The sequence below is a fragment of the Streptomyces sp. P9-2B-2 genome (assembly GCF_030406865.1).
Lineage (GTDB): Bacteria > Actinomycetota > Actinomycetes > Streptomycetales > Streptomycetaceae > Streptomyces > Streptomyces platensis.
In genome coordinates this window covers 6,031,807-6,056,944 of record NZ_CP129126.1, presented here as the reverse complement: position 1 = coordinate 6,056,944, position 25,138 = coordinate 6,031,807, and the positions used below count along the sequence as shown (strand labels likewise).

Annotated in this window: 22 protein-coding genes and 1 riboswitch; of the genes, 10 read left to right on the top strand and 12 right to left on the bottom strand. The window is 71.9% G+C overall.

Going from position 1 to position 25,138, the window contains the following annotated elements; all coding sequences use genetic code 11:
• Positions 1-73 precede the first annotated feature (73 nt).
• Complete coding sequence (locus QT196_RS26770; protein WP_168481310.1) at positions 74-661, bottom strand: Uma2 family endonuclease; 588 nt, start codon at positions 659-661, stop codon at positions 74-76.
• A gap of 159 nt (positions 662-820) precedes the next feature.
• Positions 821-921: riboswitch (cobalamin riboswitch) on the top strand.
• Between the two features lie 180 nt (positions 922-1,101).
• On the opposite strand from QT196_RS26770, the gene QT196_RS26765 reads away from it, so the two are divergent.
• Together QT196_RS26765 and QT196_RS26760 are read left to right on the top strand one after the other, a co-directional pair.
• Positions 1,102-3,534: a ribonucleoside-diphosphate reductase subunit alpha gene (locus tag QT196_RS26765; protein ID WP_266733566.1), complete on the top strand. Its 2,433-nt coding sequence runs from the start codon at positions 1,102-1,104 to the stop codon at positions 3,532-3,534.
• Positions 3,534-4,643 carry a ribonucleotide-diphosphate reductase subunit beta gene (locus QT196_RS26760; RefSeq protein WP_266733568.1) on the top strand — a complete coding sequence of 370 codons (1,110 nt, stop codon included), beginning with the start codon at positions 3,534-3,536 and terminating at the stop codon, positions 4,641-4,643. Before QT196_RS26765 ends, QT196_RS26760 begins: the two co-directional genes overlap by 1 nt.
• Positions 4,644-4,754: 111 nt before the next feature.
• Here the strand turns inward: QT196_RS26760 and QT196_RS26755 are convergent, their stop codons facing one another.
• Positions 4,755-6,203: a hypothetical protein gene (locus tag QT196_RS26755; protein ID WP_266733570.1), complete on the bottom strand. Its 1,449-nt coding sequence runs from the start codon at positions 6,201-6,203 to the stop codon at positions 4,755-4,757.
• Between the two features lie 316 nt (positions 6,204-6,519).
• On the opposite strand from QT196_RS26755, the gene QT196_RS26750 reads away from it, so the two are divergent.
• Positions 6,520-8,484 (top strand): transglycosylase domain-containing protein, encoded by a 1,965-nt coding sequence (locus QT196_RS26750; RefSeq protein ID WP_266733572.1) that lies wholly within the window; start codon positions 6,520-6,522, stop codon positions 8,482-8,484.
• A gap of 41 nt (positions 8,485-8,525) precedes the next feature.
• Here the strand turns inward: QT196_RS26750 and def are convergent, their stop codons facing one another.
• The 6 genes from def to QT196_RS26720 form a co-directional block, all read right to left on the bottom strand.
• Positions 8,526-9,170 carry a peptide deformylase gene (def, locus tag QT196_RS26745; protein WP_168481307.1) on the bottom strand — a complete coding sequence of 215 codons (645 nt, stop codon included), beginning with the start codon at positions 9,168-9,170 and terminating at the stop codon, positions 8,526-8,528.
• Positions 9,171-9,238: 68 nt separating this feature from the next.
• The gene (locus QT196_RS26740; RefSeq protein ID WP_018089486.1) at positions 9,239-10,225 is read right to left on the bottom strand and encodes a hypothetical protein; all 987 of its coding nucleotides are present in this window, start codon (positions 10,223-10,225) and stop codon (positions 9,239-9,241) included.
• A gap of 431 nt (positions 10,226-10,656) precedes the next feature.
• Positions 10,657-11,904, bottom strand: a complete 1,248-nt coding sequence (locus tag QT196_RS26735; RefSeq protein ID WP_266734408.1) for an HD domain-containing protein — start codon at positions 11,902-11,904, stop codon at positions 10,657-10,659.
• 113 nt (positions 11,905-12,017) lie between these two features.
• On the bottom strand, positions 12,018-13,451 hold the full coding sequence (locus tag QT196_RS26730; protein WP_168481306.1) for an HD-GYP domain-containing protein: 1,434 nt from the start codon (positions 13,449-13,451) through the stop codon (positions 12,018-12,020).
• Between the two features lie 181 nt (positions 13,452-13,632).
• Complete coding sequence (gene rsrA, locus QT196_RS26725) at positions 13,633-14,046, bottom strand: mycothiol system anti-sigma-R factor (protein WP_168481305.1); 414 nt, start codon at positions 14,044-14,046, stop codon at positions 13,633-13,635.
• Positions 14,043-14,738: a sigma-70 family RNA polymerase sigma factor gene (locus tag QT196_RS26720; RefSeq protein WP_211117612.1), complete on the bottom strand. Its 696-nt coding sequence runs from the start codon at positions 14,736-14,738 to the stop codon at positions 14,043-14,045. Before QT196_RS26720 ends, rsrA begins: the two co-directional genes overlap by 4 nt.
• Positions 14,739-15,050: 312 nt before the next feature.
• Here QT196_RS26720 and QT196_RS26715 point away from each other — a divergent pair, with 312 nt between their 5' ends.
• Positions 15,051-15,638, top strand: a complete 588-nt coding sequence (locus QT196_RS26715) for an XRE family transcriptional regulator (RefSeq protein ID WP_168481303.1) — start codon at positions 15,051-15,053, stop codon at positions 15,636-15,638.
• Between the two features lie 89 nt (positions 15,639-15,727).
• Here QT196_RS26715 and QT196_RS26710 read toward each other — a convergent pair whose 3' ends face one another.
• A complete protein-coding gene (locus QT196_RS26710) occupies positions 15,728-16,375 on the bottom strand; it encodes an alpha/beta family hydrolase (RefSeq protein WP_168481302.1) in 648 nt (215 codons plus the stop codon).
• Positions 16,376-16,433: 58 nt separating this feature from the next.
• Positions 16,434-17,264, bottom strand: a complete 831-nt coding sequence (locus QT196_RS26705) for an SOS response-associated peptidase (protein WP_168481301.1) — start codon at positions 17,262-17,264, stop codon at positions 16,434-16,436.
• Between the two features lie 35 nt (positions 17,265-17,299).
• Between QT196_RS26705 and QT196_RS26700 the strand changes: the two genes are divergently transcribed.
• From QT196_RS26700 to QT196_RS26685, 4 genes are all read left to right on the top strand, one after another.
• Complete coding sequence (locus QT196_RS26700; protein WP_168481300.1) at positions 17,300-18,013, top strand: M50 family metallopeptidase; 714 nt, start codon at positions 17,300-17,302, stop codon at positions 18,011-18,013.
• Between the two features lie 165 nt (positions 18,014-18,178).
• Positions 18,179-19,540, top strand: coding sequence for a 3-phosphoshikimate 1-carboxyvinyltransferase (aroA, locus tag QT196_RS26695; RefSeq protein WP_290355856.1), 1,362 nt, complete (start codon positions 18,179-18,181; stop codon positions 19,538-19,540).
• Between the two features lie 13 nt (positions 19,541-19,553).
• Positions 19,554-20,561 carry a ribosome small subunit-dependent GTPase A gene (rsgA, locus tag QT196_RS26690; RefSeq protein WP_266733581.1) on the top strand — a complete coding sequence of 336 codons (1,008 nt, stop codon included), beginning with the start codon at positions 19,554-19,556 and terminating at the stop codon, positions 20,559-20,561.
• 189 nt (positions 20,562-20,750) lie between these two features.
• Complete coding sequence (locus QT196_RS26685; RefSeq protein ID WP_168481297.1) at positions 20,751-21,074, top strand: multidrug efflux SMR transporter; 324 nt, start codon at positions 20,751-20,753, stop codon at positions 21,072-21,074.
• Positions 21,075-21,218: 144 nt separating this feature from the next.
• On the opposite strand, the gene QT196_RS26680 is transcribed toward QT196_RS26685, so the two are convergent.
• A complete protein-coding gene (locus QT196_RS26680; RefSeq protein WP_290355855.1) occupies positions 21,219-21,947 on the bottom strand; it encodes a TetR/AcrR family transcriptional regulator in 729 nt (242 codons plus the stop codon).
• Positions 21,948-22,124: 177 nt separating this feature from the next.
• On the opposite strand from QT196_RS26680, the gene hisN reads away from it, so the two are divergent.
• Positions 22,125-22,928 carry a histidinol-phosphatase gene (gene hisN / locus QT196_RS26675; RefSeq protein WP_168481296.1) on the top strand — a complete coding sequence of 268 codons (804 nt, stop codon included), beginning with the start codon at positions 22,125-22,127 and terminating at the stop codon, positions 22,926-22,928.
• Between the two features lie 150 nt (positions 22,929-23,078).
• Complete coding sequence (locus tag QT196_RS26670) at positions 23,079-23,480, top strand: CBS domain-containing protein (protein ID WP_190142294.1); 402 nt, start codon at positions 23,079-23,081, stop codon at positions 23,478-23,480.
• A gap of 170 nt (positions 23,481-23,650) precedes the next feature.
• Here the strand turns inward: QT196_RS26670 and QT196_RS26665 are convergent, their stop codons facing one another.
• Complete coding sequence (locus QT196_RS26665) at positions 23,651-25,114, bottom strand: catalase (RefSeq protein WP_168481295.1); 1,464 nt, start codon at positions 25,112-25,114, stop codon at positions 23,651-23,653.
• Between the last annotated feature and the right edge of the window lie 24 nt (positions 25,115-25,138).

The window sequence follows — 25,138 nt, the reverse complement described above, 5'->3', positions numbered from 1 at the left end:
GCCACCGTCAGGCCCCTGCCAACGGGCCGTCTCGTTCCTCCGGGGACGGGGCGGCCCGTTGTCGTGGGCGGGTTCAGCTCACCCAGTTCTTCAGCTGCTCGGTTTCGAGGGTGATGCCGACAGGGTCGGGGAGGTGGAGCGACTTGCCGAACGAGACGGTGTGCATGATCTCGTAGCGCCCGCCGTCGGGCTCGCTGCGGACCGAAACCTGACAGGCTTCCCGGTCGACGAGCAGATAGAGCGGGACGCCTGTCTCCGCGTACACCCGAGGTTTCTCCACCCGATCACGCTGATCGGTGTCCGAGTCATGGGAGGTCACCGCGACGACCATGAGCACCGGTTCAGGATCCGCCCATGCCCCCTGGGCCGCGAAGGCGCCCTTGGGAGCGAGTTCGCCATCAGGACGGGCGCGGCCGCCGCGGTGCGCCTGCACCTTCAGTCCCTGGTCCGGATAGAGCCACAGCTCGGGGCGCGCCTGGACGCAGATTCGCGTCAGCCACTCCATGATGCGACCGTGGTCCCGGTCCGGTACCGCCTTGCTCCTGATCTTCCCGTCGATGAACTCCAGCCGCGCGCCCTGCTCCAGGCAGGCGAATATCCGGGCGGCCTCTTCGAAATGCCCGGTCTCCAGGATGTGCGGCCGGTCGGCGAGCGCGGTCAAGGAGCCCCCTCCTTCTTGCCCCAGCAGGGCCCAGAACGTGGAACCGACCATAGCCGAGGCCACTGACAGACACTGTGTGATCACTCACGACACACTAGATGTGGGGGTGCACTTGAGGGGCCACCCCCACATGTATGCTCGTCCTCGCTGTCGCCGCAGGGGAATCCGGTGGGAATCCGGAACTGTCCCGCAACGGTGTAGGAGCGCGCTCGGCCGGGTGGATACCGGCCCTGGGCGCGTGCCCGTGTAGTCCGAGGACCTGCCGACGGTACGTCCGCACCGCAAGGGGTGCGGTCGTCGATACGTCCGGGCCCCGAGGGTTGGGCCGGTGGACGCCGCGCGGTGTGCCCGCGCACCCCTGCCGTCACGGGGTGCCGCATGCTCGCGTGCGCCCGTCGCGCCCGCCCCTCCCGGCCCCGCCGAGTGAGGGAGAGCATCGCGTGACCATCGCGCCAACGGAGCCCGCGTCAGACGCCGAGGCCGTGCCGCCCGTGGTGGCCACGCCTCCCGGTACCGCCGACGGCGGTCCGGGCGAGGACGGGCCGGGTGTCGCCCTGCTGCGCACCCTGACCCAGCTGACCGAGGACCTGACCGCGACCGACCCCGGCAAGGTGGCCGCCGCCGCCCTCCGCGGCCGGCACGCCGGCTCCGACGAGGCCGAACTGCGGTCGCTGGCCACCGATGCCGCGGCCGGTCTGATCGGTGACGAGCCGCAGTACTCCAAGCTCGCGGCGCGGCTGCTCACCCTCGCGATCTCGGAGGAGGCGGCCGGACAGGGGGCGGTCGCCTTCTCCGCCTCCGTCGAGGTCGGCCACCGCGAGGGGCTGATCGCCGACGAGACCGCGGAGTTCGTCCGGGCGCACGCCGCCCGGCTGGACGCGCTGGTCGACCGGGCGCTGGCCGACGGCGCCGACGACCGCTTCGGCTACTTCGGGCTGCGCACCCTGCACTCGCGCTACCTGCTGCGCCACCCCACCACCCGTCAGGTCGTCGAGACCCCGCAGCACTTCCTGCTGCGGGTGGCCTGCGGTCTCGCGGAGGACCACACCGAGCGTGCGCTGGACGACGTGGCGGAGCTCTACCGCCTCACCAGCTCGCTGTCCTACCTGCCCTCCTCCCCCACCCTGTTCAACTCCGGCACCCGCCACCCGCAGATGTCGTCCTGCTATCTGCTGGACTCGCCGCTGGACGAGCTGGACTCGATCTACGACCGCTACCACCAGGTCGCCCGGCTCTCCAAGCACGCCGGCGGCATCGGCCTCTCGTACTCCCGCATCCGCGCCCGCGGTTCGCTGATCCGCGGCACCAACGGGCACTCCAACGGCATCGTGCCGTTCCTGCGCACCCTCGACGCCTCGGTCGCGGCCGTGAACCAGGGCGGCCGGCGCAAGGGCGCGGCCTGCGTCTACCTGGAGACCTGGCACGCGGACATCGAGGAGTTCCTGGAGCTGCGTGACAACACCGGTGAGGAGGCGCGCCGTACGCACAACCTGAACATCGCGCACTGGATCCCGGACGAGTTCATGCGCCGGGTGGAGGCGGACGCCGACTGGTCGCTGTTCTCGCCGTCGGACGCCCCGGAGCTGGTGGACCTGTGGGGCGACGAGTTCGACGCCGCCTACCGGAAGCTGGAGGCCGACGGCCGGGCGCTCAAGCAGATCCCGGCCCGGGTGCTGTACTCCCGCATGATGCGCACCCTGGCGCAGACCGGCAACGGCTGGATGACGTTCAAGGACGCCGCCAACCGCACCGCCAACCAGACCGCCGAGCCCGGCCAGGTCGTGCACTCGTCCAACCTGTGCACGGAGATCCTGGAGGTGACGAACGACGGGGAGACCGCGGTCTGCAACCTGGGGTCGGTCAACCTCGCCGCGCACCTGGGTGACCACGGTGAGATGGACTGGGAGCGGCTGGACGCGACCGTCCGCACGGCCGTGACCTTCCTCGACCGCGTGGTGGACATCAACTTCTACCCGACCGAGCAGGCCGGGACGTCCAACTCCCGCTGGCGCCCGGTCGGTCTGGGCCTGATGGGCCTCCAGGACGTCTTCTTCCGGCTGCGGCTGGCCTTCGACTCGCCCGAGGCGCAGGAGCTGTCGACCCGTATCTCCGAGCGGATCATGCTCGCCGCCTACGAGGCGTCCGCCGACCTCGCCGAGCGGCACGGCCCGCACCCGGCGTGGTCCGCGACCCGCACCGCCCGCGGCGTGCTGCACCCGGACCACTACCCGAACGCCGAGCCCCGCTGGGCGGACCGCTGGGCGGCGCTGCGCACCCGTATCGCCACGACCGGGATGCGCAACTCGCTGCTGCTGGCGATCGCCCCGACCGCGACCATCGCCTCGATCGCGGGCGTGTACGAGTGCATCGAGCCGCAGGTCTCCAACCTCTTCAAGCGCGAGACGCTGTCCGGTGAGTTCCTCCAGGTCAACGCGTATCTGATCGAGGAGCTCAAGGCGCTGGGGCTGTGGGACGCCCGGACCCGGGACGCGCTGCGCGAGGCCAGCGGCTCGGTGCAGGACGTCGAGTGGATCCCCGCGGAGATCCGGGCGCTGTACCGCACCGCCTGGGAGATCCCGCAGCGCGCGCTGATCGACATGGCCGCGGCCCGTACGCCGTACCTGGACCAGAGCCAGTCGCTGAACCTGTTCATGGCGTCCCCGACCATCGGCAAGCTCAGCTCGATGTACGCCTACGCCTGGAAGCGCGGCATCAAGACGACGTACTACCTGCGTTCGCGGCCGGCGACCCGGATCGCCCAGTCCGCCCGTGGTGGCGCCGCCGCGACCGCGCCCGTACCGCAGCAGGCCACCGACCCCGAGGCGGTCGCCTGCTCCCTGGAAAACCCCGAGTCCTGCGAGGCCTGCCAGTAATGCCCAACCCGTCGCCCGACCACCGCCCCTCAACGACGGCGCTGCGCGCCGAAAGCCCCACCGCACCGGAAACCAACGCCGCCGCGGCCCACACCGCCACCACCGGCACCAAGAACCTCCTGGACCCGGGCTTCGAGCTGACCCTGCGGCCGATGCGGTACCCGGAGTTCTACGACCGCTACCGGGACGCCATCAAGAACACCTGGACCGTCGAGGAGGTCGACCTCCACTCGGACGTCGCCGACCTCGCCAAGCTCTCGCCGGGTGAGCAGCACATGATCGGCCGGCTGGTCGCGTTCTTCGCGACCGGTGACTCGATCGTCTCCAACAACCTGGTGCTGACGCTCTACAAGCACATCAACTCCCCCGAGGCGCGGCTGTACCTGAGCCGTCAGCTCTTCGAGGAGGCCGTGCACGTCCAGTTCTACTTGACGCTGCTGGACACCTACCTCCCCGACCCGGACGACCGCGCCGCCGCCTTCGCGGCCGTGGAGAACATCCCGTCCATCCGGGAGAAGGCCCAGTTCTGCTTCAAGTGGATGGACTCGGTCGAGAAGATCGACCGGCTGGAGTCCAAGGCCGACCGCCGCCGCTTCCTGCTGAACCTGATCTGCTTCGCGGCCTGCATCGAGGGGCTCTTCTTCTACGGCGCCTTCGCCTACGTGTACTGGTTCCGCTCGCGGGGCCTGCTGCACGGGCTGGCCACCGGCACCAACTGGGTCTTCCGCGACGAGTCCATGCACATGGAGTTCGCGTTCTCGGTGGTGGACACCGTCCGCCAGGAGGAGCCCGAGCTCTTCGACGACAAGCTGGAGCAGCAGGTCACCGACATGCTCAAGGAGGCCGTCGAGGCGGAGCTCCAGTTCGGCCGCGATCTGTGCGGTGAGGGCCTGCCGGGCATGAACACCGCGTCGATGCGCGAGTATCTCCAGTGCGTCGCCGACCAGCGGCTCCAGCGGCTCGGCTTCGCGCCCGTCTACGGCTCGGAGAACCCGTTCTCCTTCATGGAGCTTCAGAACGTCCAGGAACTGACCAACTTCTTCGAGCGCCGGGCCTCCGCCTACCAGGTCGCCGTCGAGGGGTCGGTCTCCTTCGACGACGACTTCTGATCCGGTAGTCCGGAAATCCGGGCGAAGGGGCCTGCCCGCGGCGCGATGCCGCGGGCAGGCCCCTTCGTCTGCCGCAATCCCTTTCCCTCCGGGACGCGTTCCCCCTCGGCCCTAGGCCGGATCCGTCCCCTTGGAGGACAGGGTCGCGCGCACGATCGACGGGTAGGGCGCGTTGATCGCGAGATGGCCGAGAGCCAGCCCGACGACGGCGCCGGTGATGCCGGTCACCCAGCGCCAGCCGCCCGGGATGTCGAAGGTCAGCAGCGCGGCGGAGCCGATGAGCACCGCGGCGAGCAGCGGCACGGCCGGTGGCACGTAAAGCAGCCAGGCGGAGTACGGGTCCCACAGCCGCAGAGCGCGCGGCTCGCCGTTGCCCGCAGCGGCCTTTCCGACGGCGACGCCCTCGGCGGCCATCATCTGCGCATCGTCGGCCTTGAGCATCCCGTGCATCACCCAGCCGTCGTCGGACACCAGCGCCGCCGGTGTGGCACCCCCGGAGAATCGCCCGCCCTCGGCGCCCTGGCGCGCGTCCCAGCACAGCCACAGGTACTGCCCCGTCACGGAATCGGGGACATGGTCCGCCATGACAGTGCTCAGGAAATGCGCGGTGCGGGCTGATTCGGTGACAATTTTCAAGCAGGGCTGCTTGCTGTCACCCCGCCGCCAGAAATCAGGCCCCAGATATTTCCCGCGTACCGCCATATCGGCGCGGCCCAGCCGGGAAAAGGAACGGAACCCATGGCGCTGGAAAAGGCCGACCACGGAGAGGACGATGCCGGCGGCCCAGACGAGTCCGACGATCCAGGCGGGACCGGTCCGCATCGTGGCGCCCTCCAGCGCATCCCCGAGGCTGCGTTCGTCCCCCGCGAGGGCGCCCAGTCCGGGTCGTGTCGGGGCATAGAGGACCGATACCTCGCCCCCGGTACGCGGACGGTCGGGCGTGACCGGATGGACGGTTGCCGTCACCGGCCGCCCGCCCGCCTTCGGGGCGAGCCGGACGACCGCCGTCGAGGTGTAGTAGTCGTGGCCCTTGCTCGGATCGTGCAGCTCGACGTCGCCGACCTTCTCGATCGGTACGGCCGCGAACTCCGCCCCGGCGTCGGCGATCCGCTGCATCTGTTCCGGCCGCTGGGGCGCGCCTATCACCAGGGCGAAAAGGGTCACCAGCATGGTGCAGACGCCCAGATACCACGCGAGGCAACGCGTCTGCGCAGCCCGGCGCGAGGGCAGCACCCGGGGCGGCCCGTCCGGTTCCGCGGCGTCAGGGCCGCCCGTTGCCCCCGAGAACTCGGCGACGGAGATCGCGGCGTACGGCCGCTGCCCCCCTGCCGCGCGCTGGAACAGGGCGATGCCGCCGGCACAGACCAGTGCGCACCCCAGCGCGACGAGTATCGCCGTCCGCCGCGGCTGTGGGTCCGGCCAGAGGAGCCACAGCGGCAGGATGGCGACGAGGGACGCCAACCCCAGTGCGCCGAAGCCCGCCCCGGCCCGGCGCGGGGCGGCGCCCACCCGCTGAAGGGCGAGCGCGGCCCCGGTCGTGGCCTGGTCAGCCGAAGACATCTCGTACCTCGTCGGTGGTGGTCTCGTACCGTCCGTCGGCGCCTTGTTCGGCCGCCGTCCGGCCTTCCTTGGTGCTGCTGTCCACGTCTTCGAATTCGTCCTTGCTCTCGTTGCCCGAGACACTCCGGCGATGGGTTCGCGGGAGTCCGATTCTCCCTCTTGATCTCCCGCGACAAGCCGGTCAAGAGCGCAGATCACCCTCCACATCAGGCGTTTCCGGGCCGTATCCCGCACCCTGTTCTCCCTGGTGGCAGGCCGATTGTGAGCGTTCTGTTAGCTCGGCAACCGGAGCGGGGGCCGCCGTCTCTATCCGGGTATGAAGGGAACGAAGGGGCGTCGCCGGTTCCTCGACTATCCGCGGCAGGGGCGGGAGGGCCCGCGCCGCTGGCTGCCGTCATGGCGTCAGTGGCTCGGGGCCCTCGCGCTCGGCATGCTCGGCCTGACCGGGCTGTTAGCTGTGGTCTACGCGAAGATCGACGTGCCTGACGAGAATGAACTGGCGGGCAAGCAAGCCACCGTCTATCACTGGTCCGACGGCAGCGAAATGGTGAGCGTGGGTGCCGTCAACCGGCAGAACGTCAGCCTGGACAAGGTGCCGGATTCGGTGGAGAACGCCGTGATCGCGGCGGAGAACGAAACGTTCTACAGCGATTCCGGGGTCTCCTTCAAGGGCATCGGCCGCGCCGTGGTCAGCATGGTCTCCGGTGGGGAGACCCAGGGCGGTTCCACCATCACCCAGCAGTATGTGAAGAACACCTATCTCTCACAGGACCAGACGGTCACCCGCAAGGTGCGGGAATTCATCATCTCGCTGAAGGTGAGCAACCAGAAGTCCAAGCACGACATTCTGCGCGGATATCTCAACACCAGCTGGTTCGGCCGCGATTCTTATGGAATCGAGGCCGCCGCCCATGCGTATTACGGCATTGACGCCAACCGGCTGAATCCCAGCCAGGGCGCCGTGCTGGCCGCCGTGCTGAAGGGTTCGGAGCAGTACGACCCGGGGCTGAGCAAGGCCAATCACGCACGGGCCGTGGCGCGTTGGGAGTGGATACTCGACCGGCAGGTCACCACCGGGAAGATGAGCAAGGAAGAGCGGGCGAAGTACCGCACCTTCCCCGAGCCCCGGAAACTGTCGAAACCCACCAGCCAGGCCGGCCAGACCGGCTATCTCATCGATGTCGCCAACAAGTTCATCAGGGCCCGCACCGGGCTGACCGACAAGGATCTGGCGCGCGGCGGCTATCACATACACACCACCTTCGACAAAGAGCGCACCCGCCGCCTGGAAAAGGCCGTCAACGATGTCCGCCGGAAGGAGATCGATCCGAAGCACCGCAAGGCCGATGAATTCGTGCAGTTCGGCGCGGCTTCCGTACGCCCCGGTGACGGGGCGATTGTCGCGTTGTACGGCGGTCCGGACGCCACCAAGCACTTCAGCAACAACGCGGACACCTCGGCGGTCCCGGCCGGGTCCGCCTTCAAGCCGTTCGTGCTGGCGGCCGCGCTCCAGGAGGAGGCCGAGGACGGCGAGGACGGCGAGGACCGCAAGGCCGCGCCGGCGGACGGCGAGCAGACCCCGGCCGAGAAGCTGGGCGGGGCCCTGCTGATGGGCCAGAGCCCGCCCTTCGTCCAGGCCGGGAAGCGGGTCGGGCTGGAGCGGATCCGGGATCTCGCGGTGCAGTCGGGGCTGCGCAAGGAGAGCATGGCGCAGCTGGAACAGACCTTCCCGCTGGGCACCTCCGCGCCCAGCGCCATCCGGATGGCGAGCGCCTACACGACCTTCGCCAACGGCGGGCTGCACCAGGAGCCGTACGCGGTGTCCGGGATGACCTATGACAGCAAGAAGGTGCCGGGGCTGGGCCGTCCCAAGGCCGAGCAGGTGCTCGATGCCAAGGTCGCCGAGCAGGTGTCGGGCTCCCTGCTGATCATGGGCTGGCTCACCCTGGGCCGGGACGGCGGGCTGGGACCCGAGCAGCCGGTGGCGGCCGGGCGCACGGAGCCGGGCGACCGGATGAAGTCGGCGTGGTTCATCGGCAGTCCGTCCGCCGCGGAACCGGGCTTCGGTCCCGGCACCGGCACGAAGACCGGGAAGGCCGTCCGCCCGGACCCCGCACCCGGCGCCGGGGACAGCAACGAGCCGACCACCGCCGTCACCATGTTCCGCAACAAGGCGGGCACCCCCGCCCTGCTGCCGATGCAGGGCGTCGGCGGCGCGAAGAGCAAGCTGGGCACGACCCTCCCGCCGAAGGTCTGGCAGGCCTACCAGCAGGGGTCGTGACGCGGACGGGCGCCCGGCCGGCAGCCGGGCGCCCGTCCGTCTCAGTCGTTGGCGACGACGGGGTAGCGGGGCTCCCGCTCGGCCATCTGCTTCAGCGCGTCCTTGCGGTCCCGCTTGCTGAGCCGGTCGATGTAGAGGTAGCCGTAGAGGTGATCGGTCTCGTGCTGGAGGCAGCGCGCGAAGTAGCCGGTGCCCCGGATCGCGATCGGCTCGCCCTTGGCGTCCTGGCCGCGGACCACGGCGTAGTCGGGGCGGGCCAGCTCGGCGTAGGCGCCGGGCACGGACAGGCAGCCCTCGTTGGAGTCGTCCAGGATCCGGCGCTCGGCGGGCAGCTCGTCCAGCACCGGGTTGCAGACCGCCCCGACGTGCCGGACGCCCTCGTCGTCCAGGCAGTCGTAGACGAAGACCTTCCGGTCCACGCCGATCTGGTTCGCGGCCAGGCCCACGCCCTCGGCGGTGCGCTGGCTGGCGAACATGTCGTCGATCAGCTGCGCCAGCTCGTCGCCGAACTCCGTGACGTCCTTGCACTCCTTGTGGAGCACCGGATTGCCGACGACCGTGATCGGCCGCGAGGTGCCGCGCTCACGGTGGGCGGTCTCCCGCTCCCCGGCGTCGGTGACGTCGTCAAGGAACTCCTCGTCCACGCGCTGGTCACCGTCTTGATCAAACACAGGCTGCTGGGCCATCTCCGCCGTACGCCTTCCTGAAAACCCTGAATAGTCGCCCCACAGCCTACGGGGGCGCGACCGGACCCTCAGCAGACCTCTTCCAGATCGCGCCACTCCCGGGTGTCCGGGCTGTCCGCGACCCAGCCGTCCAGCAGGCCGCGGACCAGCGCGGACGGCGCCGCGATACCGCATTCGCGCTCCGGCACCCACAGCGAACCGGAGCCCGCGGTGCGGTGGCCGAGCGGGCCGGGGTGGCCGGGCTCACTGTGGTCGTGCGGGTCGAGATGCTCGCCCTCGCCCTCGTCGCTGGGCATCCGGCTCTCCGAGCACGTACGGCACAGCAGCCGCACCGACGACGACCAGTCCTCGGCGGCGAAGCCGGCGTCGGCCGCCAGCCGCTCCAGGGCGTCCCGGTCGGCCTCCGTGGCGGCCTCCAGGAGCACCACCCAGGTGGGGACCGGGGAAGGCGCCCACAGCTCGATCTCGTCGAAGACCGGGTACGAGGGGCCCGCGGCGGTGGTCCGCTCGCCGTGCGGGACGCCGTCGTGCAGCACCACCTCGCCCCAGCGCCGCCCGGAGGACGGCAGCGGGATCGACAGCACCTCGATACGGGCCGGGTCCAGCCGGCGGCCCCAGACGACCTCGGCCTCGCCTTCCGGGGAGAGCCGGACCGCGGCGCTGCCCAGGGCCATACCGAGCGGTTCGCCGGACGGGGAGCCCCCGCCGGGGACCTTGAGGCCGTACGCCTGCCAGGCACGGCGGGCCAGCGGCCAGTCCTGGAGGGCGGTGGCGGCGATGCCGACGTTCCACCAGTCGGGCGCCCCGGTCTCGCGGTCCAGCAGCGCGACGGCGCGCAGTCCGGCGGCCCGGGCCTGTTCCCAGTCGTGCCGGAACTTGTGCAGCAGGGCCAGGTTGAACCAGGACTCGGAGAGCCACGGCTCCATGTCCGCGGCGCGGGTCAGCAGTGCTCCCGCGTCCTCGTAACGGCCGTCGCCGATCAGCGTGAAAGCCCGGTCGGTCGCCTGCCGCCACGAGGCGGAGGGCCGGTGCCGTACCTTGCCGAAGATCCTCACGATTCCCGCCTGCTGGTTGCTCTTGATGCCGCTGAGGTGGGGTCCCGAGCGGCGTCCGGGGCCTTCCGGGGGCCCACTCGACAACCTGCCACAGATTGCCGCCGGGCTCAGCCCGGTTTACCGGTCCCCCTGCGGCTCCTTGCCCTTCGCCGACCCCCTGAACCCCCTGAGAGGGGCTCCCTTCGCATCCAACCATGCCCATCTCGGAGGGCGCTCATTACCCATGGGTTCCACGACCTGCGGGGCTGGCTACGGCGCAAAGGCGGTGGTGTGGTGGCTGGGGCGGATGGGGCGTCGGCAGGGGTGCGCCGAGCCTCTGGCGGGGTGGCATTTCCGGCATTGTCGGGACATACATGGCCGGAAGAGCCTTCCGTAGTGGCCGGGAGGGCCTTCCACGAGGGGGCTATTCGCCACCGGACCCCTCGGCCGTCTCACCCCGCCCGGCCGCCGCAGGCCAGGACCCTGGCCAGCGCCTCGACGACCCGGGGCTCGTGGTCCCGGGCGGTGGACAGCCGCAGCCGCTCCAGGGCGCGCAGCGGGCCGCCCGGCCCCGCGGATCCCCCCGACAGGTCGTCGTAGGCGTTGACGGTGCGGACGATACGTGCCGTGAGCGGCTGCTCGCGGTACGGATCGGCCTGCCGCTCGACGATCACCGCGACCTCGGCGGGGACGCCGGTCTGCCGGACCACGGCGCCGCCCAGCAGCGCGATCCGGCGCTGTTCGGCGGGCGGCAGCGGCGCGGTCGCCCCGTCCGGCACCGGGTCCAGCAGCGAGAGCTGGCCGATGTCATGCATCAGCGCGGCGTGTTCGAGCACATCCAGATCCGGTTCGTTCAGGCCGAGTTCACGGCCCACCGCGCGGCTGAGCGCGGCCACCCGGCGGGCATGGCCGTGCGGGGTGTAGCCGGCGATCTCGGTGGAGCGGGCCAGCGAGGCGATGGTCTGGCGGTAGGTGGCGCGGACGGCCGCGAACCGGCGGAAGGCGAACTGGGTCAGCAGCAGCGGCAGACAGAACACCGGCAGCGCCCACAGCCCGGCGACGGCGGTGGCCAGCGAGATCACCACCCCGGTCGCGCAGACCGCCGAGCCGATGCCGAGCAGCGCCCGCAACTCGTCGCGCAGCAGCGGCCCGTACGGCCAGCCGGTACGGGCCCGGGCGAGCGCGGCCACCAGGACCGCGTCACACAGCGCGGTCAGTGCCAGCAGCGCGATCAGGAAGACCGGGTAGACCGGCCCGGAGGCCACCCAGGAGCCCAGCGTCCCGGTGTTGTAGAGCGGCTGGAAGCAGGTGGCGGCGAAGCCGGTGGTCAGCACCCGGCGCGCCAGGGGATCAAGGGCCGGTCCCTCGCCGCGCGCGAGCCGCGGGACGAGGCCGACCAGACCGGCCGCCAGGACCACGGCCACGATCTGGTGGACGCCATGGGTCGTCGGCCGGCCGCCGGCCTCGCCGAGCAGGGCGTAGGCGAGGGCGCCGGCCGCGCCGAGCGGGGCGCCCTCGCGCACCCCCGGCACCCGTGCGCCCCCGGCCGCCGGGGCGGGCCCCTGCCCCACCAGCTCACCCACCGTGATCAGCACCCCGAAGGCCAGCGCGATCCCCGGCTCGGCCAGGCCGTCCCACAGCGTCCGGCCCAGCGACCAGCAGGCCAGCGCGGCGGCCGGGACATAGACCGCGGCGATCACGGCGCCGCCGCCGCACGCGCCCGGGTCCGCGGTGCGCGGGGCGCCGGGCGCGGGGGCCGGTGCCGCCCGGCGCCCGGCCGCCCGGTCGCGCGGGGGCTCCTCCGCGACGCCGCTCACCGCGCACCGTCCCGTCCGGCCCGTTCGGGCAGCGGCACGGGCGGCACCGGTACGGGCGTCCCGCCCCCGGCGTCCCGCGGCAGGGCGTCATCCGGCCCGGACCGCCCCGCGCCGGGCTCCGCGTCCGCCGCCGTCACCAGGTCCGGATGCCAGCCGTCGCGGTCGAGCGAGGCCACCAGCGCGCGGACCATCCGCGGGTCGAACTGCGCACCGGCGCACTTGCGCAGCTCCGCGACGGCCGCCGGCACCGGCCGGGCCCGGCGGTAGGAACGGGTCGAGGTCATCGCATCGAAGGCGTCGGCGACCGCCACCACCCGTGCCACCTCCGGGATCTGATGCCCCCTCAGTCCGTAGGGGTAGCCGCTGCCGTCCAGCCGCTCGTGGTGGTGCAGGATCGCCGCCCGCGCCTCCTCCAGGAAGCCGATGCCACGCACGATCTCGTGCCCGTACTCGGGGTGCAGCTCGATGACCCGGCGCTCCTGGGGCGTCAGCGGCCCGTCCTTGCGCAACAGCCGGGTGGGGACGCCGAGTTTGCCGACGTCGTGCAGGATGCCGGCGAACCGCAGCGCCTCCATCCGGTCCTCCGCCAGGCCCAGCTCCCGGGCGATCATCACCGAGGCGCGGCCGACCCGCTCGCTGTGCCCGCGGGTGTAGCGGTCCTTGATGTCCACGGCCTGGACGAGGGCGCGGATGGTGGCCTGGTGGGCGGCGCGTTCCCGGTGATACCGGTCGAAGGCCCAGCAGGAGAGGTACATCGGCAGCAGCACCAGCAGCGCCGCCGGCGGCCCGTACGAGCTGCACCACAGGACCGCCATCATCAGCCCGGCCAGACCGTGCACCAGATGCGGCCCCAGGGAGCGGGTCAGCAGCCCGCGCCAGGCGGTGCGGAGGGGGTGCCGCTCGGCGGCGGCCAGGACCCCGCCGTCGAGCGCGGCGAGCACCCCGCAGAAGGTGGCCGCGGCCGCCGCGGCCGGCAGCAGCACCAGGGGGAACTGCGGTGCGGACAGCGGCTGGTGGCCGAGTGCCCGGAACACCTGGGCGGCCGCCCAGCAGGCCAGCGCCAGCTCGGCGGCGTGCCAGACCCGGCGGGCGGCGGCGAAGCGCGGCCCGGCCGGTGCGAGCAACGCGCCGGGGACGGCGGCCAGCGCGGCCAGCGGCGGCGGCAGCAGAAAGACCCCGGCGAGCAGGACGGGCCCGGCCCATCCGGTGGGAAAGCCGCCCGGGGCGCCGGAGTCGGGGGCGTACGGGGCCCGGCCGACCGGTGGCCGGCAGCGGCGCAGCTGTTCGCAGAGTCCGTACAGGAGTGCCAGGGCGAGGGCGCTGCTCCAGGGAGCGTCGGGGCCGAGGCCCATCGCGGGGGCGGCACACAGCGCCGCGGCCGGCGCGGCGCAGCCGATATACCCTCGTGCGGCCGCCGGAAGTCCTCGCATCGCGCCTCCTCGCCCTGCCCACCGCTCCCCCGGGCTCGTGCGGAGCCGGGGCCCTGGCGCGCCGCATCCGCAGTGCGCTCGGGTCGGTGAGAATAGAGGGGCAAAGGCGCCGGGGAAGGCGGTTCAGCGGATCGGGCGGGACGAGGGCCCCACCCCTCACCCCTTGGGGTGATGTGCCGCGTTATTCGGCCCGTGCGGCCCCGGTACGTGCATCGGTGGAGCCGGTCGCGTCGGCCGGACCGGTCCCCTCCGCCGCCGCGGACGCCGCGGCGTCCTCCCGCGCACGCTCCGCCTGTTCCTTCTTGGCCTGTTCGAGCACGCTCACGTCGGGGACGGTCTCGCCGGCCCGGATGAGCTCGATCCGGCCCATGACCTTGGAGCGCAGATCGCTGGGGACGTCGTCATGGCCGCAGCAGCGCTTGACGAGCTTCTTCACGGCCTGCTCCAGGCCGTACTTCTCCAGGCACGGCGAGCACTCGTCGAGATGCACCTGGAAATCTGCGCACTCCCCGGCGGGCATCTCCCGGTCGAGATACTCGTAGAGGTGGTCAAGGACCTCTGAGCAGTCCTTCTCATGCGGCTCTCCGCAGCTCATGATCCCGAGCCTTTCCGGTCGTGCGCGTCCGACGTCTGCGCGGCCTGCGGGTCACCGGCCGCCGCCCCCGCCGGAACCAGCCCGCGCTCACGGGCGTAATCCTCCAGCATGCCGCGCAGTTGGCGCCGACCGCGGTGCAGACGGGACATCACCGTGCCGATGGGTGTCCCCATGATGTCCGCGATCTCCTTGTACGCAAAGCCCTCCACGTCCGCCAGGTAGACCGCGATACGGAATTCCTCGGGGATCGCCTGGAGTGCGGCCTTCACGTCCGAGTCGGGGAGGTGGTCGAGCGCCTGCGACTCGGCGGAACGCAGCCCGGTCGACATATGCGACTCGGCGCGCGCCAGCTGCCAGTCCTCGATCTCCTCGGCGGCACTGCGCTGCGGCTCGCGCTGCTTCTTGCGGTAGGAGTTGATGAAGGTGTTGGTGAGGATGCGGTAGAGCCACGCCTTGAGGTTGGTGCCCTCCCGGAACTGGTGGAAGGACGCGTACGCCTTCGCGTACATCTCCTGCACCAGGTCCTCCGCGTCGGCCGGGTTGCGCGTCATGCGCAGCGCGGCGGAGTACATCTGGTCCAGGAACGTGAGGGCGTCCCGCTCGAAGCGCGCATTGCGCTCGGCGACGCTCTCCTGGACCTGCTCCTGCGCCGTGCCGTCGGTCCCTGCGTCGGTACCGGTGACCGGACCCACCTCCTCCAACACCGTCCTGGATCCGGATGCGGACCCACCCGATTCGGAGAATAGACGACGATCCGGTGCCGCCGCCGCTCCAGCCAGGGCGGGCTGCGTGACCTGCATCTGCGACCACGGCAGATCGGCGGCCGGGCGGGCCGGGCAAGCGATTCCCATGCGGCGGACTCCCATTCCTCGTCGTTCACCGGACGTACTCGAGCACTACGCATGGCACAACAGCCGTGATCGCCACGGCATTCCCGGTCCGCGGTCAAGGATTCGGCCGGACGACGGGTTGACAAATGCGCTTGCCGCTTCGGCAATAGAAGGGTGAACGATCAGGGATACGAGCGGGTACTCGCCGAGGTGGGCCCGCGGCTGCGGCGGATGCGCCAGGAGCGCGGGGTGACGCTGACCGCGCTCTCCGAGGCGACCGGCATCTCGGTGAGCACCCTGTCGCGCCTGGAGTCCGGCGGCCGCAAGGCCACCCTCGAACTGCTGCTGCCGCTGGCGCAGGCCCATCAGGTACCGCTGGACGAGCTGGTAGGGGCGCCGGAGGTCGGCGATCCCCGGGTGCGGGCGGCCCCGATGCGGCTGGGGGACAAGACCGCGATCCCGCTGACCCGCCAGCCGGGCGCGCTGCAGGCGTTCAAGCTGATCCTGGACCCGGTCGGCGGCCCGCGTGAGCAGCGCACACACGAGGGCTACGAGTGGTTCTACGTGCTGTCCGGGCGGCTGCTGCTCCTGCTGGCCGACCGCGAGGTGGAGCTGCGGGCCGGGGAGGCGGCGGAGTTCGACACCCGGCTGCCGCACTGGTTCGGCCCGGCGGGCGACGAGCCGGTGGAGCTGCTGAGCCTCTTCGGCAGACAGGGCGAGCGGATGCATGTCCGGGCCCGGCCGCGCGGACAGGAGGGGTGAGCCGGGGGCCGGTCGCAAGGGGCCGGCGGTCCGGCACGCACCGGCCCGTCAGCCGCCCGCACCGCCGCGCCGCCCCGTAGCCCGGACCGTCAGCCCAGCAACCCGTCCAGCCAGCCCGTCACCGCGTCCGTGATCACGGCCATCGACTCCGCCTCCCCGATGCCCGCCTTCTTCGGCACCGCGAAGCCGTGGTCACCGTGCGCCACCTCGGTGAGCTCCGTCCCCGGCGGGAACTCCTCCGGGCGGCCGAACGGGTCCCGGCCGCCCTGGACGACCAGCGTCGGCACCCCGGCACCGGTCAGCTCGTCCGCCCGGGACTTCTCCGGCCGGCCCGGCGGATGCAGCGGGAAGCTCAGCGCCACTACGGCCCGCGCTCCCAGCTCCCGCGCCGTACGGCAGGCCACCCGGGCCCCGGCGCTCCGACCGCCGGCGACCACCGGGAGCCCCGGTTTCGCCAGCGCCGGCCACAGCGCGGTCCAGCCGGTGTCCAGGGTCTTCGGCGCGGGCGCCACCTTCTTGCCCGCCACCCGCCACGGCTGCTCGACCAGGGCCACGGAGTAGCCGCGGGCCGGCAGCGCGGCCGCCAGCGCCTTCAGGTCACGCGCCTCGATGCCGCCCCCGGCGCCATGGCTCAGCGCCACCACGGCCCGCGCCGGCTCCGCCGTGCGGTACCAGGTGATCCGGGCATCGCCCGCCGGTGTCGCGACCGTCTCGGTCTCGCTCGCCCCAGTGCTCATACGCCCATCCTGCCCGCGCCGTGGCGGGAAGGGCAGCGCGGCGGGCCGCTGCGGCGGCTCAGAACAGCGTGCCGACCTCGGGCCCGTCGAGTTCGGTGACCAGCTCGGGCCCGTTGTTGCGGACATTGCTGACCCCGGTCGGTACGGGATGGGCCCGCATCAGCCCGGCCGGCGGCGGCGCCAGCAGCTCGCGTACCTCGTCCGGGTCGGTACGGGCCGGGTCGAGCCAGGCGTCCCAGCGGTCCGGGGTCAGCACCAGCGGCATCCGGGGGTGGATCTCGGCCAGCGACTGAGGCCCGGTGCCGTCGGCCCCGGCCAGCGGGGTGGTCTCGGCCTCGGTGGTGACCACGGTGCAGGTCACCCACCAGGCCAGCGGGTGGTCGCCGGGCAGCGTCCGGTCCCGCCAGAACTCGTACAGCCCGGCCATCGCCATCACGGAGCCGTCCGCGGGCGTCACGAAATACGGCTGCTTACGGGGCCGCTTCTTCTTGCCCTGCTCCTCCAGCTGCCGTTCCGCGGGATCGGTGACCCACTCGAAATACCCGTCTCCGGGCAGCAGGCACCGCCGGGTCGCGAAGGCCTGTCGGAAGGACGGCTTCTCGTGCACGGTCTCGGCCCGGGCATTGATCATCTTGGCGGCGGCCTCGGGTGATTTCGACCACGAGGGGACCAGGCCCCACTTCAGCGCCCGCAGCTGGCGCGCCGGACCGCCCGGCGGGGAGTCCTCGGCCGCCGCGCCCTTGAGGGGACGTTCGAGCACCGCGTGCACCTGGGCCGTCGGGGCCACGTTCCAACTGGGCGCGAGGGTCTCCGTCGGCTCCCACTGCTGAACGCCGAAGAGTCCCACCAGGTCCTCGGGGCGACGACTCGCTGCATACCTACCGCACATGCGTGCCACACTGCCATGCCACACGAAGGGGAGACATGGACACCGACCACCTCACGGACATATGGAGCCGCGTGTTCGGGACCCAGCCCGATCCCTCGCTCTGGCTGGTGATCGCGACGGCGGTGCTCGCGCTGGGCGCCGTCGTCCCGCGCACCGCCTGGCGGCTGGCGCGGAACGCCGTCACCATCGCGCACGAGGGCGGGCACGGGCTGATCGCGCTGCTCACCGGCCGCCGCCTGGACGGCATCCGGCTGCACTCCGACACCTCGGGCCTGACCGTCTCGCGGGGCAAGCCGACCGGTCTGGGCATGGTGCTGACCGCGGCCGCCGGCTACATCGCGCCGTCACTGCTCGGTCTGGCGGGCGCCGCGCTGCTCGCCGCGGGGCACATCACGGCGCTGTTGTGGGGCGCCACCGCGCTGCTCCTGGCGATGCTGATCATGATCCGGAACGCCTATGGCGTGCTCACGGTCGTGCTCACCGGCGCCGCGTTCGTGCTGGTCTCCTGGCTGACGACGCCGGATGTGCAGGCGGCGTTCGCGTATGTGGTGGTCTGGTTCCTGCTGCTGGGCGGGGTGCGGCCGCCGTTCGAGCTCCAGGGGAAGCGGCGCCGGGGCGGGGCCGTGGACTCCGATCCGGACCAGCTGGCGCGGCTGACCCATGTGCCGGCGGCGGTCTGGCTCGGCCTCTTCCATGTGGTGACGCTGTGCTCGCTGATCGGCGGCGGGCGCTGGCTGCTCGGCCTCTGACGTCAACCGGCCCGCGCCGGGGGCCGGTTCCGCCGCCGCCCCGGCCGGGGGCTGTGCCGCGGACGCGGTTCCGGCACGTGAGCGCACTCCCCGTGCCATGTTTCACCGGGGTTGCGGCGCTTTTGATCAAGATCGGCACCCTTGCCCAGCCATTAAAGTAAGGGCATGACCGAGAGCCCGACACATCCCGCCCTGTGGCCCGCCCCCCTCGCCTCCGGGGCCGTCGATGCCACCGTCACCGTGCCCGGCTCCAAATCGGTCACCAACCGCGGCCTGGTCCTGGCCGCCCTCTCCGCCGAGCCCGGCTGGCTGCGCCGCCCGCTGCGCTCCCGTGACACGCTCCTGATGGCCGAGGCCCTGCGCACCCTGGGCGTCGGCATCGAGGAGACCGCCTCCTCCAGCTCGGACGCGGCCGGGCAGCCCGGTGGCGGGGAGGCCTGGCGAGTGATCCCGGCGGGCCTGCACGGCCCTGCCACCATCGACGTCGGCAACGCCGGCACGGTCATGCGCTTCCTGCCGCCGGTCGCCGCGCTCGCCGACGGCCCGATCCGCTTCGACGGCGACCCGCGCTCCTACGAGCGTCCACTCGGCGGCGTGATCGGCGCGCTGCGTGCCCTCGGGGCCCGGATCGACGACGACAACCGCGGGGCGCTGCCCATGACGGTCTTCGGCAGCGGCGGCCTGGACGGCGGCCGGGTCGAGATCGACGCGTCCTCGTCCTCCCAGTTCGTCAGCGCGCTGCTGCTGTCCGCGCCGCGCTTCAACCAGGGCGTCGAGGTCCGGCACGTGGGCGGGGCGCTGCCCTCCATGCCGCACATCCGGATGACCGTCGACATGCTGCGCAGCGTCGGCGCGCAGGTGGACACCCCGGAGGCGGGCGGCGAGCCCAACGTCTGGCGGGTCACCCCGGGCGCGCTGCTCGGCCGCGATCTGGTCGTCGAGCCGGACCTCTCGAACGCCCAGCCGTTCCTCGCCGCGGCGCTGGTCACCGGCGGCCGGGTCACCATCCCGGACTGGCCCGAGCACACCACGCAACCCGGTGACGCGCTGCGCGAGATCTTCACCACCATGGGCGGCTCCTGCGAGCTGACCGACCGGGGGCTGACCTTCACCGGCAGCGGCCGGATCCACGGCATCGACGTCGACCTGAGCGAGGTCGGCGAGCTGACCCCCGGTATCGCCGCGGTCGCCGCGCTGGCCGACTCCCCCTCCACGCTGCGCGGGGTGGCGCACCTCCGGCTGCACGAGACCGACCGGCTGGCCGCCCTCACCAAGGAGATCAACGAGCTCGGCGGCGATGTCACCGAGACCGCGGACGGTCTGCACATCCGCCCGCGTCCGCTGCACGGCGGGGTCTTCCACACCTACGAGGACCACCGGCTGGCCACCGCCGCGGCGATCATCGGCCTGGCCGTCGACGGCGTGCGGGTGGAGAACGTCGCCACCACCGCCAAGACGCTGCCGGACTTCCCGGCGATGTGGACGGACATGCTCGACCCGGCTGCCGTGTCCGCCCGGAGAGGCTGAGGCTGACGCCGCCATGCGCCGTTACGGAAAGAACCCCGACGAGGACGACATCCGCGTCCGCCCCAACCCCAAGGGCAACCGCCCCCGCACCAGCATCCGCCCCAAGCACGAGGACGCCGGCGAGGGCCTGGTGCTGACCGTCGACCGCGGGCGGCTGACCTGCCTCATCGAGGGCCGTACGGTCACCGCGATGAAGGCCCGCGAACTGGGCCGCAAGAGCGCGGTGGTCGGCGACCGGGTCGCCGTCGTCGGCGATCTGACCGGCGCCAAGGACACCCTCGCCCGGATCGTCCGGGTCGAACCGCGCTCCTCGACGCTGCGCCGTACGGCCGACGACGACGACCCGTTCGAGCGGGTCGTGGTCGCCAACGCCGACCAGCTCGCGATCGTCACCGCGCTCGCCGACCCCGAGCCGCGCCCCCGGCTCATCGACCGCTGCCTGGTCGCCGCCTACGACGCGGGCCTCGACCCGCTGCTGGTGCTGACCAAGTCCGATCTGGCGTCCGCGGACACCCTGCTGGAGTCCTACGGCGCGCTCGGCGTCCCCTACCTCGTCACCAACCGCGACGAACTCGCCGACGGCAGCGCCGCCGAGCGGGTCCGGGCCGCGCTGACGGGCCGTATGACGGCGTTCGTCGGGCACTCCGGGGTGGGCAAGACCACCCTGGTCAACTCGCTGGTCCCGGAGCGCCGCCGGGCCATCGGCCATGTCAACGCGGTCACCGGCCGCGGGCGGCACACCACCACCTCGGCGCTGGCGCTGCCGCTGCCCGACGACTCGGGCTGGGTCATCGACACCCCCGGCGTCCGCTCCTTCGGGCTGCATCACGTCGATCCGTCCCGGGTCATCCACGCCTTCCCGGACCTGGAGCCGGGCACCGCGGAGTGCCCGCGGGCCTGTAGCCACGACGAACCGGACTGCGCGCTGGACCAGTGGGTCAGCGACGGCCATGCCGATCCGGCCCGCCTCTACTCCCTGCGCCGCCTCCTGGCCACCCGGGAACGACGCGAGGGCGACTGATCGCCGAAGTTTGCCCCCGCCCGTCCGAGGTAAAGGCATAATCACACCAAGGTCGGCGCAGTGGTCCATCACGCCCTGACCGCCCGAACGGGGCCGTAAGGAGTCATTCTGACGCCCCGTCGCCGTTCACCTGAGACAGGCCCTGGGTCGGTCCGCCGGACAGGCCCTGGCTGACGGAGGCAATGGGACATGGCGTGGCTGCTGGTCGTGGTGGCGGGGATCCTGGAGACCGGCTTCGCGGTCTGCCTCAAGCTTTCGCACGGCTTCACCCGCCTGTTCCCGACCGTCGCGTTCGCCGCCTTCGCGCTCGGCAGCTTCGGTCTGCTGACGCTGGCGCTGCGCCGGCTCGACGTCGGCCCGGCGTATGCGGTGTGGACCGGTATCGGTGCGGCCGGTACGGCGATCTACGGCATGGTCTTCCTCGGCGACGTGGTCTCCACGCTGAAGATCGTCTCCATCACGATGGTCATCGCCGGGGTGGTCGGACTTCAGCTGTCGGGCTCCGCCCACTGAGTCGGCGGCCCGCCTGGCGTCCACTGTCCCCGGGCCTCGCCCGCCCGCCGTCCTGACCTTCGCCCGCCCGCCGTTCGCCGTCCCGGCCCTCGCCCGCGCGCACGCCGGACCGATGGCCCGCCTGACACCTCGCCTGATGCCCCGTCAACAACACTCCCCCGGCTGCGTGTCGGCCGGCATCCGGGCGAAGGCGCCCCGTACGAGCCGGGACACCGCCTCCGTCTCCAGCTCCCGGCGCGACCGCCGGGCCGGTACGCGCCCCGCGGACGGTGCCGCCCCCGGCGTCACGGGCGCGACCACACAGGCCAGGGTCAGCCGCGCCGCGGTCTCGCAGGCGGTGCACAGGGCGGGCAGCTGCTCCTCGGGCCAGTCGGGTTCCAGCGCCGCGACCGCCTGGTCGCAGAAGCGGCCGACGAGCTCGGCGGGCCCGGGCAGCGGCCCGTCCCCCGACGGTGCGGTCCGCTGGGCGGGGATGCCGGGCCGGCTGGCTGGTGGCGGCGCGGCACCGGCAGCCGCGGGGGCCGGCAGCCGATCGCTCCAGCAGCCGGTCAGTACGGCCCTGACCAGGGGGTTGGCCCGCGCGGTCCGCAGCGTCCAGGTGGCCGCGGCCGCCACCCGGCCCGCCGCGTCGCGCCTGGCGCCGACGGCCGGGGAGCCCTGGGACAGCGCCCGCGCGACCCCGGCGAGGTAGTTGTCGGTCTCCCGGCGGACGAGGGCCCGGGCCAGCCCCTCCTTGCTGCCGAACTCGTTGTAGAGCGTCTGCCGGGACACCCCGGCCGCGGCCGCGACATCGACCATCCGTACGGCCGCCCAGGCCCGCCCCGTCAGCGCCGCGTAGGCGGCGTCCAGCAAGGATTCACGCGCTGCGGGCATCCGTCGCCTCCCCGGCCGCCGGCCCCGGGTAGCCGGTGTGCGGCACAGAATTGACGCACCGCCAGATGCTGTCAAGGGTCGTCGCAGCGGGGGCGCACAGGCGGCGCGCGGGCCGCCACACGCCGGGCGGCGCATGGCCGCCTGGCTCCGGCGTATACCAATGGATACTGTTCGCACATGCCCGACTATCACGATGATCTTCGCCTCGGCCATGTCCTCGCGGACGCCGCGGACGCCGCCACCATGGAGCGCTTCAAGGCCCTCGACCTCAAGGTCGAGACCAAACCGGACATGACGCCGGTGAGCGAGGCGGACAAGGCCGCCGAGGAGCTGATCCGCGGCCAGCTCCAGCGGGCCCGGCCACGGGACGCGGTGCTCGGCGAGGAGTTCGGCAGTGAGGGCGCGGGGCCGCGCCGCTGGGTCATCGACCCGATCGACGGCACCAAGAACTACGTCCGAGGGGTCCCGGTCTGGGCGACGCTGATCGCCCTGATGGAGCGCGGAGAGGGCGGTGACCGCCCGGTGGTCGGCATCGTCTCGGCACCGGCGCTCAACCGCCGCTGGTGGGCCGCCGACGGCCTGGGCGCCTTCACCGGCCGCAGCCTGACCTCCGCGAGCCGGCTCCGGGTCTCCCAGGTCGGCCGCATCCAGGACGCCTCGTTCGCGTACTCGTCGCTGACCGGCTGGGAGGAGCGCGGCAAGCTGCCCAGCTTCCTCGATCTGAGCCGGGACTGCTGGCGCACCCGGGGCTACGGGGACTTCTGGCCGTACATGATGATCGCCGAGGGTTCGGTGGACATCTGCGCGGAGCCGGAGCTGTCGCTGTGGGACATGGCGGCCTGTGCGGTGGTCGTGAAGGAGGCCGGCGGACAGTTCACCGGCCTGGACGGCAAGCCGGGCCCGCACAGCGGCAACGCGGCGGCCTCGAACGGTCTGCTGCACGAGGATCTGCTGGGTTATCTCGGCGACTCCCCGCACTGACCTGCGGCGGGGCGCCCATTCGGACAACCGTCCAACAGTTGCCCCTTGTTGCATCCGCGGCGGCATGTGAACATGAGAATCCCCCACTTTGTGAACTTGTGAATCCCTTCGCAAGCACATTCACCAAGGAGGTGGCACCACTCCATGCCCATGTTCGTCAAAGACGCCATGAGCACGGTGGTCCTCACCATCGGGCCCGCTCACACCCTCCGCCAGGCGGCGCAGCTGATGGCGGCCCGCCGCCTCGGCGCGGCCGTGGTCCTCGACAATGACAACAGCGGCATCGGCATCCTCACCGAGCGCGACATCCTCAACTCCCTCGGCGCGGGCGAGAACCCCGACCGCGAGACCGCCCAGACCCATACGACCTCGGACGTGGTCTTCGCCGCTCCGGACTGGACCCTCGACGATGCCGCGGACGCCATGGTGCGCGGCGGCTTCCGCCATCTGATCGTGCTCAACGACCAGGAACCGGTCGGCGTGGTCTCCGTACGCGACATCATCCGCTGCTGGTCGACCACCACGGAACGAGCCCGCCCCGTACCCGCCTGACCACACACGACTCCGGACACCATCCCCCGGAGCCGCAACACGAAGAGGCCGAAGCCCACTGGCATCCGGCCTCTTCGCTCATATACGGCAGCGACACTTGAGCAACCCCTACGGCGGGTCACCACCTCCGCGAAAGCGGCGGCGGTTCAGCCGCAAAGGCGTGCGCTCACTCAGCCGCGCAGGGCCTGGACCGCGGCTTCCAGTCGCTTGCCGTAGTCCGCATCCGCCTTGCGGAAGTTCTCGATCGCCCGCTGGGCGATGTCGTCGCGGGAGACCTGGGCGATGAAGCCCGCCAGGTTGTCGATCAGGCGCTCCCTCTCGTCCTCCGCCATCAGGCGGTAGAGGGTGCCGGCCTGGACGAAGTCGTCGTCCTCCGCGTGCGAGGGCGCGACATGCTCGCCGGTGGGGCCGGTCACGGCGGCCGGCTGCCACAACGGACGGCCGGTCTCGGCCGGGCCGCCGAAGCTGTTGGGCTCGTAGTTCTTCTGTCCGGCGTGCCGACCGTCGTAGAGCGCGCCGTCCCGGCCGTGGGTGCGCGCCTCGGTGGCGTGCGGGCGGTTCACCGGCAGGTGGTCGCCGTTGATGCCGACGCGGTAGCGGTGCGCGTCGCCGTACGCGAACAGGCGGCCCTGGAGCATCTTGTCGGGGGACGGGCCGATACCCGGCACGAAGTGGTGCGGGGAGAAGATCGACTGCTCGACCTCGGCGAAGATGTTCTGCGGGTTGCGGTTGAGCTCCAGCTTGCCGATCTCGATCGGCGGGTAGTCCTCGTGCGGCCAGACCTTGGTCAGGTCGAAGGGGTTGAAGCGGTAGCCGGCCGCGTCGGCCGCGGGCATGATCTGCACCTGGACGGTCCAGCTGGGGAATTCGCCGCGCTCGATGGACTCCCGCAGATCGCGCTGGTGGCTGTCCGGGTCGAGGCCGGAGGTCTCCGCGGCCTCGGAGGTCGTGAGGTTCTTGATGCCCTGGTCGGTCTTGAAGTGGTACTTGACCCAGAAGACCTCACCGGCCTCGTTGTTCCACTGGAAGGTGTGCGAGCCGTAGCCGTTCATGTGGCGGTAGGACGCGGGGATGCCGCGGTCGCCGAACAGCCAGGTGACCTGGTGGGTGGCCTCGGGCGACAGCCCCCAGAAGTCCCAGACGTTGTCCGCCTCCTGCGAGCCGGTGTACGGGTCGCGCTTCTGGGTGTGGATGAAGTCCGGGAACTTGATGGCGTCCTTGATGAAGAACACCGGGGTGTTGTTGCCGACGAGGTCGTAATTGCCCTCTTCGGTGTAGAACTTCAGCGCGAAGCCGCGCGGGTCACGCACCGCGTCGGCGGAGCCGAGGTTGCCCGCGACCGTGGAGAAGCGCAGGAACGTCTCGGTCTGCTTGCCGACCTCGGAGAGGAACCCGGCGCGGGTGTACCGGGTCACGTCGGCCGTGACCGTGAAGGTGCCGTACGCACCGGCGCCGCGGGCGTGCACGATGCGCTCCGGGATGCGCTCCCGGTTGAAGTGCGCGAGCTTCTCGATCAGGAGCTGGTCCTGGATGAGGCCGGGTCCGCCGATGCCCGCCGTCTCGCTGTTCTGGTTGTCCCCGACCGGAGCCCCGGACTCCGTGGTCAGCGGTCCAGTGGTGCTCTCTACCGACACGTGCGCCTCCTGAAAAGTCTTCTC

What these genes read in the sequence shown, in the direction of transcription:
- QT196_RS26730 (WP_168481306.1), bottom strand. Translation starts at nt 13,451, where the DNA reads ATGCGAGGACTTCCGGCGGCCGCACGAGGGTATATCGGCTGCGCCGCG.
- QT196_RS26685 (WP_168481297.1), top strand. Translation starts at nt 20,751, where the DNA reads ATGGCGTGGCTGCTGGTCGTGGTGGCGGGGATCCTGGAGACCGGCTTC.
- QT196_RS26710 (WP_168481302.1), bottom strand. Translation starts at nt 16,375, where the DNA reads ATGAGCACTGGGGCGAGCGAGACCGAGACGGTCGCGACACCGGCGGGC.
- rsgA (WP_266733581.1), top strand. Translation starts at nt 19,554, where the DNA reads ATGCGCCGTTACGGAAAGAACCCCGACGAGGACGACATCCGCGTCCGC.
- aroA (WP_290355856.1), top strand. Translation starts at nt 18,179, where the DNA reads ATGACCGAGAGCCCGACACATCCCGCCCTGTGGCCCGCCCCCCTCGCC.
- QT196_RS26680 (WP_290355855.1), bottom strand. Translation starts at nt 21,947, where the DNA reads ATGCCCGCAGCGCGTGAATCCTTGCTGGACGCCGCCTACGCGGCGCTG.
- QT196_RS26760 (WP_266733568.1), top strand. Translation starts at nt 3,534, where the DNA reads ATGCCCAACCCGTCGCCCGACCACCGCCCCTCAACGACGGCGCTGCGC.
- QT196_RS26700 (WP_168481300.1), top strand. Translation starts at nt 17,300, where the DNA reads ATGGACACCGACCACCTCACGGACATATGGAGCCGCGTGTTCGGGACC.
- QT196_RS26755 (WP_266733570.1), bottom strand. Translation starts at nt 6,203, where the DNA reads ATGTCTTCGGCTGACCAGGCCACGACCGGGGCCGCGCTCGCCCTTCAG.
- QT196_RS26670 (WP_190142294.1), top strand. Translation starts at nt 23,079, where the DNA reads ATGTTCGTCAAAGACGCCATGAGCACGGTGGTCCTCACCATCGGGCCC.
- hisN (WP_168481296.1), top strand. Translation starts at nt 22,125, where the DNA reads ATGCCCGACTATCACGATGATCTTCGCCTCGGCCATGTCCTCGCGGAC.
- rsrA (WP_168481305.1), bottom strand. Translation starts at nt 14,046, where the DNA reads ATGAGCTGCGGAGAGCCGCATGAGAAGGACTGCTCAGAGGTCCTTGAC.
- QT196_RS26750 (WP_266733572.1), top strand. Translation starts at nt 6,520, where the DNA reads ATGAAGGGAACGAAGGGGCGTCGCCGGTTCCTCGACTATCCGCGGCAG.
- QT196_RS26705 (WP_168481301.1), bottom strand. Translation starts at nt 17,264, where the DNA reads ATGTGCGGTAGGTATGCAGCGAGTCGTCGCCCCGAGGACCTGGTGGGA.
- def (WP_168481307.1), bottom strand. Translation starts at nt 9,170, where the DNA reads ATGGCCCAGCAGCCTGTGTTTGATCAAGACGGTGACCAGCGCGTGGAC.